This window comes from Blautia sp. An249, from assembly GCF_002159835.1.
Classification (GTDB): Bacteria; Bacillota; Clostridia; order Lachnospirales; family Lachnospiraceae; genus Blautia_A; species Blautia_A avistercoris.
Map to the genome: position 1 here is coordinate 1 of NZ_NFJL01000036.1, position 10,111 is coordinate 10,111.

The window sequence follows — 10,111 nt, forward strand, 5'->3', positions numbered from 1 at the left end:
GAGCCGAAACAAGGGAAATATTTTATTCTCCGCAGACCACTTTATCCAACAGTCTTGCGGAAGTACGCTTTGCTTCCCTTGTAGCGTGAGCGTAAATGTTCATTGTGGTACTGACATCAGCGTGTCCGAGAAGTTCCTGCACATCTTTTGGGGCAGCTCCGTTTGAGAGCAGATTGCTTGTGTAGGTGTGTCTGAGCATATGGAAATGAAAATCTTCCAAGCCCTCAACCCTTTTTCTTGCTGTCCTGCACATAATCCCTACCGTACTCGGTGCTTCAAATGCCCCGTCAGGTCTAAGGCAGACAAAGGATAGTTCCTTGTAGCCCTCTGGCACTTCCTCCGACCTCGGCAGACTGTAAACCTCATAATAGGTGCGGTCTTTTTCCCTGACCTCCAAATAGTAATTAAGGCTGTACAGTTCCCCGTATCGAAAACGATTTTTGTGCTGCTCCGCTTTCGTCGCTTTCAAGATTGCGGCAAGCGTGTCACAAAAATCAACGGTGCGGATTTTTTTACGCTTTGTTGCTCCTATTTCTGTTTTGTGTCTTGCCCCGTTGTAGCGCATACTGCGGCGTACCGTAAGGTACTGCTCCTCAAGGTTGATGTCCTGCCAAGTCAAAGCACAAACCTCACCGATACGCAAGCCCGTATAATAGGCTATCTGTATGGGAAGAAGTGCAGGATTGTTTTTCTTTTTCAGAAAATCCTCTAACCGTTGATACTGTTCATAGCTGAGCGTTGGTGTAGAAGCGGTTTCCCCGTCCTCGTCCGAGAACAGTTCATATTCCTCTTTCTTTCCTCGCCATACCACATACTGCATCGGATTAAAAGTTATCAGCCTTTTCGGGAATACCGCAAAACGGAACGCCCCTTGTAAAACAGCCGAAAACAATCGGAGATACCCTTTGCTGAGTGCCTTTGCGGTTGTTCCGTCAGGATTTGTACCTCCAAAGCTGAGGAAGTCCATATACGCCTGCAAATGGTCGGCAGTTACGGTTTTCAGCTTGCGGTTTCCAATCGGATGCTGTTTGATACGGTTGACCGTTCCCTGATAGGACATTACCGTACCGTTGCTTAAATTGCCGGGTTTCAGTTCTTCCTCCACCCACATATCCAGCAGCATACCAACCGTTGCGTTTTCAGCCTTTGCAACAAACTTCTTTTCCTCATAATCAGCGATTGCCTTTCTGAGCAGGGCTTCTGTTTCAGACTTGCTTTCTGTTCCTACAAACTCCTTTTGTACTTTTTTGCCGCTTTCATCTTCAATGCAAAAGCGACCATACCACTTTTTACCTTTCTTTCTTACAGAACCTTTTGCCATAGATAAATTTCTCCTTTCTATCCGTGGCAATCGGAATTGTGAAATATGGTGTGCGTAAAGTAATGCGTCACATATGCCAATGAATGTTAGTCGGCATTTTCACTTGTCAAAGAGCCACGGAATTTTTCTTTTTCAGCAGCCCTTTCCTCGGCTGCTGTCACTATCCCGAACAGGTCGCCCATAGATACCTTTGTGCGCCCTTCATCGTAGATATGTAAAATCCCGTCTAAAAACTGTTTCATATCCTCAATAGGCTGTTCCATTTCTTTGCGGTAAACTCTCTCCGTAATCGCTCCCGACTCAATGGCATATCTCCTGAGCGATTGTTTCAATCCCTCGTCCTCCGCCACACGGTCAACCTCAGCCATAGCGTCTGCAAAGTGATAAGTCATAACCGTATAGAGGTCAATCATCTTTCCGAGGAATGTAGTGAGTAATTGTTGGTGCGGCTCACCTTTTACAGTAGAGGAAACCGTATCAAGATATTTTTGGATATGTTCCTCCATATCCCTTGCACATAAGGTGCGGCTGTCATATTCCTTATCTTCGGAAAGTCCCGTCAGCCATTCAGGTGTTGTGAGCAATGCCTCCGCAAGTCCATTGATAATCATACTTCGGGTAGGATTCACCCCATCCGCTTCATATCTCTGAATCGTAGATTTGTTTACGCCGATACGCCTGCCAAGTTCAGGCATTGTTAAGTTTAACTCTGTACGGCGTTCCCTTACTCGTTCACCGACCTGTTTTGCGGTGAATATGATTTCATTTTTCAAGGTTTTCACCTCCTGACGCTTTTAAGTATAGCATAATAAAACCTATTTTGCAACTATTTTTTCGATAATAATAAAAAATATTTCTCAAAAGGTTGCAAAACAAGTTTACAACAGATAGCAGAATAGGTATAATTACAAACACATAGTTGGCGTTTTTCTTTGCTGTCCGTCCGCTTACGCCGCCGAAACAGCGGCAACCGATTTATCGGTTGCAAAAAGAGTATGCCCGTCAAGGGAGAAAGGAGTATATGGCAAGACACTCATTTATACAGATGTCGAAGCTGCCAAATGTCAAGGGAAGAATATCCTATATCACAAGCCACGCAAGGCAGGAAAATCTCTATGCCACCTACCGCACCGCTGACAATGCCTTTTGGAGTAACCTTGCAAGGGAAAGCCAGCAGGAATTTAAGCGAAGCGGCGCAGAGGGTAAATGTATCGAAGCAAGGGAATTGATTATTGCTCTACCTGAAAGTTATACAAGATATGAGCCACAGGAAGTCCTTGAAGATTTTACAGAGGAGTTCCGCAGGCGGTATGGTGTGGAGTGCGTGTCAGCCCTCCACCACAACAAACGCAAAACAAACTATCATATCCATCTTATCTTCAGCGAAAGAAAACTGCTCCCTGAGCCTGATATAAAGATAGCCACACGAAGTGTTTTCTATGATGAAACAGGCAAAAGAGTACGCACGAAGAAAGAAATCACCGGAGAGGACGGGCAGATACGAAAAGGCTGCACCGTCATTAAAAAGGGCGAAATCTACGAAAGCCATCTCTTTACCGTGAAAGATAATAAATTCAAAAGCGAGCCTTTTCTTCGGGAGGTAAAGGAGATTTACACCGCCCTTATCAATCGCCACATCGCCGATCCCGAACAGCAGTTAAAGGTATTTGATAAGAACAGCGTTTATCTGCCGACCAAGAAGATAGGCAAGAACAATCCAAAAGAGGAAGAAATCAAAGCCGATAATGCTGTAAGGCAAGAATGGAACAGGACAGCGGATATTGCGTTATTATCGGGTATTTCCGAAGCGAAGATTTTAGAAGTTAAGCAGACAGAGATACACGAAAAAGCAAGCCAATCAATCAAAAGTAAAGGCTGGCTGCCTAATCTGTTCCGTGGGATTGTGGCAAAGGCAAAAGATTTTTTGCAAAGCCTTATCCGAGAAAAGGATATGCCACCCAAGCCTACACTTGATATTGATATGGCAGAGTTCCGCCATATGCGAAGCCTGATGATAAAAGCACAGGAGGAGGCAAAGGAAATCCGTCATTTGCAGGACGATATTCTTCCAAAGCTGAAAGCACAGCTTGCCGATACAAAAGGGATTTTTAAGGGGAAAGAACGTAAAACGATTACCGAACAGATACAGCAGACAGAAAAGAAAATCTCCGCCAAGCTGGATAAGCTGCCCGATATTCTGAAAGAGGACGGTTATCCTGATGTACAGGCGTTTATGCGCACTTTCCGAGAAATGGAAAGTGTTGTAGAGCAGTATAACCGTGACCTTGCCGAGTGGGAGCGTCAAATCAGCAGGAAGCCGACAGCCGCCGCTAAGGCGCAGCACAGACCGCCCGAAAAACAGAGCGTGTTAGAACATCTGCGTGAGATACAGGAACGCAACAAGCAGAAACCGCCCCAAAGACAGCGTAAAAAGTCCTTTGACAGAGATAGCCGATAGGCATTGAAAAACCGCCGTGTATGGTGTTATCCATAGCGGCGGCATACATAATTATTTACTGTCTGCAAATATGATTTTCATATCCCGAACATTGATGATTGTTTCCTGCTTACATTTCGGACAGTAGAGAGGAAAGTTTTTCAGTTCCGTATCTTCCCGTATCTGCACCCTTGTTTTGCTCCCGCAGATAGGGCAGAGTATTCACTCTGTTTTATTCATTCTCTTTTACCTTACTTACCTAAGAGGAAATCATTTAGCACCGTATTAAGCTGACTACTATTCCTCATAGGGAAATCATGACCTGCTCTTGGAAGTATCATCGTTTGGCAGCAGGTATTTTTACCGAGCATATCAAGAGATAGTTTCATATCCTTCACTTCACCGCTGCCGCATATTGCCAACATCGGGACTTTGACAGATAAATATGTAGGAGCATTCCGTAAATCTAATGTGTTTGCAAAAAACGACCTGTAAATCTGCGGAGTGATAAGCCTTGAATAGTCTGCCATATACTCCGCTTGCTCTTTGGTATAGTTCCAATACTTCCCTTGAAAACGGACAAGCCATTTTATGTGGAGCATTTTCGCTGCCATTCCCGCAAGTGAGCAATACATTTTAACTGTTTTTGGATTTGGATTCACCCATGCACTTAAAAAGACTGCAAAGCGAAATTGGCTTGATCTTTCACAAACAAGCATAATCGCAAGCTGCCCGCCGAGGGAATGTCCGATTACGCCGATTTTCTCCTTGTGCAAACTGTCAATCAGTTCCAAAAGTTCCCGTTTCATCATATCGGGGTCGTAAACTTTATCTGCTGATTTTCCTGCTCCGTACAAATGGGGTACGATTAAATGGTATCGCGCGGAAAAGCAGTATTGATTGCAAAATGTATCAAGCGCACCTGCACCATGCAACAATAGGATAGTTGGATTATCTCTGTTTCCGTATTCATCAAAATATAGCATAGTCATTTCCTTTCTTGCTGAACAACCGTGTAGATAAAATCCTCTATTTCTTTGTTTACCTGCTCTGGATTATCCCCATTTGAAAAATGCTTTGCTCCTTTTATGAGGTGGAGGGGATACCCAGTTTGCTTTGCCCATTCCCTGCAATACGATTTCACCTTACCTGTACTATCCTTTTCACCTACAAGTATCAACACAGGAAACCGAAAATCAACATCTTTGTTTTCGATTGGGAAATACTCATATGCCACTCGCATTTGCTCAATGATTTCTGCTTTTGAAACTGATTTTAGCATAGCCATCATCTTTTGATACGAGTATTTACGCTTTGACACTGACCGAGCCATACTTATCCTTAGAATATTTGCGGGAAAACATTTTGCCATTGGAGCAACCTGCCTGAGCCACCATAAGTCTGATTTTGAGTAATAGCCGCAGCCTAACGGCGTTGTGTCCAAAGCTATAAATCCTTTTACCATATCGGGATAAATACTCGCAAAATGTTGGCTTGGATAACCTCCCATCGACATTCCAATCAAAAATACTTTTTTAATATTTTCTTTTTGCAAAATGCTATGTAATATTTCAGCCGTATCATGATAAGAAAATCCATGATAAGGTCTTGACAGACCGTGCATGGGAACATCCCAAAGAATTATTGTGTAGTTATCAGAAAAATAGGATACCTGCTTTTCAAACATTGTATGGTCTGCCGTTACGCCATGTGTGAAAACAATACAGTCAGCGGTGTTTTCTTTTCTGTCAATCCAATAATGTACAATTCCACCTTGTGCCGCAATCGTCTTATGCTGCATTTTTTCACGCCCCCTTCTGTATGTAAACCTTCTTCCAAAAGTCAATTAAGGAAATAATCTCCAGTTCGATTTCATCTGGAATGATACGATTAGAACGGTATTTTTTTAGCATATATCCGTCAATAGCATAGAAAATCTCATCATACATTGTTTTAAGGTCAATATCTTTCCGAAGTCTTGATGTATCCATTTTTTCAAATACAATCATTTCACTTGTCTTACTGACATCAGAAAAATTCTCTTGAATGGCACTTTTGATTTCGGAAGCTGTTTCATAATACGCCCGCAATGAAAAGGCGTACATATGCGGATAATCCCGCATAAGGGAACATTTTGAAAGCAGGCTTCTTTTCAGCATTTCAAAAAAATCATTTGTTTCCAAGGTCTTATACTCTCGGACTGCCTTTCTTGTCATTTCTATAGCATTTACCCATAGATACAAATACAGCTCTTTTTTATTTGTAAAGTAATGGAACAGCAACGCTTTGGATATGCCGCTCTCATCGGCAATCTCTGACATAGGTGCTTTCTTGTAGCTGCTCTGTGAAAACACTTTATATGCAGCGTTGATAATCCGCTGTTGCTTCTCTAACGGTAGATTGAAAAACTTATCGTTCATAGCGTCCTCCTTATTAACCGTATCGGTTAATACAGAGATATTATAAATCCGTTGACCGTTTTTGAGAAGACCATTCCGCTATTTTTTCTCACATTCCTAAAAAGGCAGCAGAGATTTCGTAAATGGTAAATAACCCGTCAACTTCCAGGAACCTCCAAAATCGGAGATAATGGTATGTAAAGTGTAAAAAGTGTGTTTCACACTTTTCGCGAATAACACCACAGGAGGTACTGATCATGAACACCAAATTAGCCACCAGGCAGATCCGATTGAACGAATGGGCTGCGATCATAAAAGATTGTAAAGCAAGTGGTCAAAAAGTCGATATTTATTGTGAACAGCACGGGTTGTCCAGAGATGCCTATTATTACTGGCTGCGCAAAGTAAAAGAGGCGGCTTTAAAACAGTCTGGTTTTGTTGAACTCCCTGCTTTAACAGAAGAACGATCTGTCAATACAGTCAACAAAGATACATCTGCTTTCGAAACGCAGATGCTCATTCGAACAAATGGGATAGAGATCTGCGTGAATGAAAATTCACCGTCTGAACTGATCTCCCGAGTAATGAAACTTCTGTATCATGTTGAATGACGCTTCTGGATTCCAACACGTTTACTTATGTACCGGTTACACAGATCTCCGAAAAGGAATCGATGGACTGATCTCGATTGTTACCGGAACGTTTGGCCTGGATCCGACCGAAGCAGGATCCATTTTTCTGTTCTGTGGACGCAGGAACGACCGGATGAAAGTTTTGCTCTACGAAGGTGACGGATGGCTTCTGTGCTATAAAAGATTTACCGATGGCAGGCTTCAATGGCCAAGAAGCGAAAAAGAAGCACGTGACCTTACACCCCAGCAGTACCGGTGGCTGATGGAAGGATTATTCATTGAACAGAAGAACGTGATACATAAGATAAAACCAGAGCTTTATTAGTTCTGTTTTATATAGGCACATTGACAGTTTCATAAGTTATCAAAATCTCTTGAAATGATTGATTTATGCAGCTTTTCAGCAGATCCTGTGGTATAATGGATCCATGGAAAATACTACTTTGACACTTGATGAACTGAATAAGATGCCAAAGAATGCGGTCGCATTGCTGTATCTGCAGATGAGTGAAAGTTTTTCAGTTTTATCTTCGCAGAGCCAGAAGATCCAGGATCAGAATGAAAGGCTGGTCCGTCAGATTGAAGATCTCCAGGAACAGGTCGCGATCCTGGCACAGCAGCGTTTTGGCAAGCGGACCGAAACAGACAGACAGGTTATGGGGCAGCTGTCCTTTTCTCTTGACGACATGTGTATCCTGAATGAAGCAGAAGCACTTGTGGAGAATGGTATCCCGGAAGAACCTGAAATAGAAAAAGTCATCGTCCGCAAAAAGAGAGCCAAAGGGAAACGCGATCTGAATCTTCAGGACATTGAAGTAGAAGTGATCTACCACGACTGTTCCGAAGAAGAATTACAGGAACACTTTCCAAAAGGATGGCATCCCATGGAAGACGAAGTATATAAAGAACTCCAGTACATTCCAGCCAGGTTTAAAGTATTGGAACATCATATCAAAGTTTATGCCGGGAATTCTGACTGCGGCAGTTTTCTTCGTGCAAAAGCACCGGAACGGCTGTTGGCACATAGTATCCTTACACCGGAACTTGCGGCTGCAGTTTTTAATGCAAAGTATGTAAATGCAGTACCGTTGAACCGCCTTTCTGAAGAATTCCTCCGAAATGATGTCAACATCCCGCGGCAGGATATGGCAGGATGGATGATCCGCCTCAGCGAGTATTACCTGCAGCCGGTACATGATCTGATGAAAGCGGAGGTCATGAGATCGCATCATATCCACTGTGATGAAACACCGTTTATCATGCCGGAGCACAGTAAGGAATATATGTGGGTATTCCATTCTCCGGGAGGGAACGATACCCATTCGCTCTTCCTGTATGAATATCTGGGAGGCCGAAGCGGCGAAGTCCTGGAGAGATATCTGTCCGGATATAAAGGAACCCTTATCACAGATGGTTACCAGCCCTATCATACACTTATGAAAAAGAGTGGTCAGATCCAGGTGGCTGGATGTTATGCACACGCAAGGCGTAAATTTGCAGAGATCCTGAAAGCCGTGAAAAAAGGTGCGCCTCTTACCCCAGGCCAGGCAGTTGCTGCTGAAGCAGTCAAACGGATCGATGCCATATATCATCTGGATAACATGTATAAGGGATCATCGGCAAAAGAGAGATTCGATAACAGACAACAGTCTGTAAAGCCTCTTGTCGATGCTTATTTTGCATGGCTGAAAACCTTACAGGGAAAAACAAACTCAAGCACCAAACTGAAAGAAGCAATCAATTATTCCATGAATCAGGAGGTTTATCTTCGAAGATTTCTGGAAGATCCGCACCTTCCGCTGGATAATAACGATGCCGAACGCAGTATCAAATCTTTCTGTGTTGGAAAGCATTCCTGGCACATCATCGATTCTACCAAAGGAGCAAAGGCAAGTGCCCTCCTGTACAGCATTGCAGAAAGCGCCAAAGCGAACAGCCTGAAGCCTTACGAGTATTTCTGCTACTTATTGACCGAACTTGTGAAATATCCACGAAACAATGTTCCTGCAGAAGTATTGAAAACCTTAATGCCATGGTCTGAAGAGCTTCCGGATCACTGTCGAAAAACAAAATCAAGGTAATGCGCAGTGCCAGCCTTCCGGCTGGCATATCTTTTACAGAAGGACGGGTTATTTACCATATACGAGATTTCTCCCTGCCGCCTGTCTGCTATGCGAAAATGATTTCTTCCTCCACAATCTCCATCGCACAAGCCCGTATGTTATTCATTCTCCCGACCCATTCTAAGGCGTTTTCCGTCTTTAGCCGTTCCGTGATACCCTGTGCCTGCTTCATGTCCTCTATAAGCCTTTCAAAGCGTTCCTGCACCTGTTTATCGATATCGGCTATATAAGTATTCAACTTGCCACTTGTGAGTAGCGTAGTGTAAAATGCTCTCTTATGTACCTGTAAATAGCGTTTATGTCGCTGCCCCCATAAACCGATAGGTTGTACTTTTTCGGCTGGTAAGGTAAGACAAGGAATATAGTAATCTCCTTGCAACTCATACCAAAGACCATTGCTTTCATCATAAATATACTTGTCCATTAAAAAATCCTCTGTTATAATATATTCGCACATATGTCACAGTTCTCCGATTGCCACACTCTGTTTATTTTGTTATGAGATTTTCTTTCCCTTGTATTTGCCCTTATGAGCAGTCGGGGGAAGTATAAACTTGTGTGAAATCATATAAAGGGATAAGGCGAACACATTGCGATAAATCCTTTGTTTCCAAGGATTTTATTGATAACCTATAACCTCTGTTAAGAGGTCATAATTTGCTACAATTCAAACTGGAATTTATTGTTATCCCCAAAATACCCCTGCTAAAATAGAAAGTATGGTACCAACAACTCCAATAATAGCCAAAATATTTACAACTTGATTTATCGAAGACTTAGCAGAATTTATATCTTCATAGATTGCAGATAATTTCTTATCATCTAGATTTTTGTCCCTAATGTCTTGCACATCAATATCTTTTACAAGTGCGTCAAGTGATAAGCCAAAATAATCACTCAATAAAACAAGTCTTTGAAAATCGGGATAACTTTGAGCCAGTTCCCATTTGGATATTGTTTGTCTTGATACTCCTAACGCATTACCTAATTCATCTTGTGACAAACCTTTAGACTTGCGAAGTTCAATGAGTTTTTCGTTAAAATTCATATCACACATTACCTCCACTGGTTGTTATAAAAAATAATACAAAAATTACATTTTATAGGCAACCAACTACTATTGTAAGTAGGTAATCATCCGTATCTTCAAATCCCTTCCATCATTTGATAAGATGTTCTCAAATGATGGAGGTGATACC

Annotated in this window: 12 protein-coding genes; 4 read left to right on the plus strand and 8 right to left on the minus strand. The window is 42.5% G+C overall.

Annotated features, from left to right (window positions below; genetic code table 11):
• Positions 1–22: 22 nt before the first annotated feature.
• Complete coding sequence (locus tag B5F53_RS18820) at positions 23–1,321, minus strand: tyrosine-type recombinase/integrase (protein ID WP_087226936.1); 1,299 nt, start codon at positions 1,319–1,321, stop codon at positions 23–25.
• Positions 1,322–1,407: 86 nt separating this feature from the next.
• Complete coding sequence (locus B5F53_RS18825; protein ID WP_087226938.1) at positions 1,408–2,094, minus strand: helix-turn-helix domain-containing protein; 687 nt, start codon at positions 2,092–2,094, stop codon at positions 1,408–1,410.
• Positions 2,095–2,342: 248 nt separating this feature from the next.
• Here B5F53_RS18825 and B5F53_RS18830 point away from each other — a divergent pair, with 248 nt between their 5' ends.
• Positions 2,343–3,779 carry a MobA/MobL family protein gene (locus B5F53_RS18830; RefSeq protein WP_087226940.1) on the plus strand — a complete coding sequence of 479 codons (1,437 nt, stop codon included), beginning with the start codon at positions 2,343–2,345 and terminating at the stop codon, positions 3,777–3,779.
• 51 nt (positions 3,780–3,830) lie between these two features.
• Here the strand turns inward: B5F53_RS18830 and B5F53_RS18835 are convergent, their stop codons facing one another.
• From B5F53_RS18835 to B5F53_RS18850, 4 genes are read right to left on the minus strand one after another with little or no spacing between them, the layout of a single operon-like run.
• On the minus strand, positions 3,831–3,980 hold the full coding sequence (locus tag B5F53_RS18835; protein WP_162610654.1) for a cysteine-rich KTR domain-containing protein: 150 nt from the start codon (positions 3,978–3,980) through the stop codon (positions 3,831–3,833).
• A gap of 29 nt (positions 3,981–4,009) precedes the next feature.
• Positions 4,010–4,744, minus strand: a complete 735-nt coding sequence (locus B5F53_RS18840) for an alpha/beta fold hydrolase (RefSeq protein ID WP_087226942.1) — start codon at positions 4,742–4,744, stop codon at positions 4,010–4,012.
• A gap of 2 nt (positions 4,745–4,746) precedes the next feature.
• A complete protein-coding gene (locus B5F53_RS18845) occupies positions 4,747–5,559 on the minus strand; it encodes an alpha/beta fold hydrolase (protein WP_087226944.1) in 813 nt (270 codons plus the stop codon).
• Positions 5,560–5,563: 4 nt separating this feature from the next.
• Complete coding sequence (locus B5F53_RS18850) at positions 5,564–6,178, minus strand: TetR/AcrR family transcriptional regulator (RefSeq protein WP_087226946.1); 615 nt, start codon at positions 6,176–6,178, stop codon at positions 5,564–5,566.
• 236 nt (positions 6,179–6,414) lie between these two features.
• Here B5F53_RS18850 and tnpA point away from each other — a divergent pair, with 236 nt between their 5' ends.
• The 3 genes from tnpA (at position 6,415) to tnpC (ending at position 8,870) form a co-directional block, all read left to right on the plus strand.
• Complete coding sequence (gene tnpA, locus B5F53_RS18855) at positions 6,415–6,768, plus strand: IS66 family insertion sequence element accessory protein TnpA (RefSeq protein WP_087226948.1); 354 nt, start codon at positions 6,415–6,417, stop codon at positions 6,766–6,768.
• Positions 6,758–7,114 (plus strand): IS66 family insertion sequence element accessory protein TnpB, encoded by a 357-nt coding sequence (gene tnpB / locus B5F53_RS18860; protein ID WP_087226950.1) that lies wholly within the window; start codon positions 6,758–6,760, stop codon positions 7,112–7,114. The genes tnpA and tnpB overlap by 11 nt, the downstream gene beginning before the upstream one ends.
• 118 nt (positions 7,115–7,232) lie before the next feature.
• Positions 7,233–8,870: an IS66 family transposase gene (gene tnpC / locus B5F53_RS18865; protein WP_242970372.1), complete on the plus strand. Its 1,638-nt coding sequence runs from the start codon at positions 7,233–7,235 to the stop codon at positions 8,868–8,870.
• A gap of 88 nt (positions 8,871–8,958) precedes the next feature.
• On the opposite strand, the gene B5F53_RS18870 is transcribed toward tnpC, so the two are convergent.
• Positions 8,959–9,336, minus strand: a complete 378-nt coding sequence (locus B5F53_RS18870; protein WP_162610653.1) for a TnpV protein — start codon at positions 9,334–9,336, stop codon at positions 8,959–8,961.
• Positions 9,337–9,597: 261 nt separating this feature from the next.
• The gene (locus B5F53_RS18875; RefSeq protein ID WP_087226954.1) at positions 9,598–9,960 is read right to left on the minus strand and encodes a helix-turn-helix domain-containing protein; all 363 of its coding nucleotides are present in this window, start codon (positions 9,958–9,960) and stop codon (positions 9,598–9,600) included.
• Positions 9,961–10,111: the final 151 nt, after the last annotated feature.

What these genes read in the sequence shown, in the direction of transcription:
- B5F53_RS18870 (WP_162610653.1), bottom strand. Translation starts at nt 9,336, where the DNA reads ATGGACAAGTATATTTATGATGAAAGCAATGGTCTTTGGTATGAGTTG.
- tnpB (WP_087226950.1), top strand. Translation starts at nt 6,758, where the DNA reads ATGTTGAATGACGCTTCTGGATTCCAACACGTTTACTTATGTACCGGT.
- B5F53_RS18850 (WP_087226946.1), bottom strand. Translation starts at nt 6,178, where the DNA reads ATGAACGATAAGTTTTTCAATCTACCGTTAGAGAAGCAACAGCGGATT.
- B5F53_RS18875 (WP_087226954.1), bottom strand. Translation starts at nt 9,960, where the DNA reads ATGAATTTTAACGAAAAACTCATTGAACTTCGCAAGTCTAAAGGTTTG.
- B5F53_RS18830 (WP_087226940.1), top strand. Translation starts at nt 2,343, where the DNA reads ATGGCAAGACACTCATTTATACAGATGTCGAAGCTGCCAAATGTCAAG.
- B5F53_RS18840 (WP_087226942.1), bottom strand. Translation starts at nt 4,744, where the DNA reads ATGCTATATTTTGATGAATACGGAAACAGAGATAATCCAACTATCCTA.
- tnpA (WP_087226948.1), top strand. Translation starts at nt 6,415, where the DNA reads ATGAACACCAAATTAGCCACCAGGCAGATCCGATTGAACGAATGGGCT.
- B5F53_RS18845 (WP_087226944.1), bottom strand. Translation starts at nt 5,559, where the DNA reads ATGCAGCATAAGACGATTGCGGCACAAGGTGGAATTGTACATTATTGG.
- B5F53_RS18820 (WP_087226936.1), bottom strand. Translation starts at nt 1,321, where the DNA reads ATGGCAAAAGGTTCTGTAAGAAAGAAAGGTAAAAAGTGGTATGGTCGC.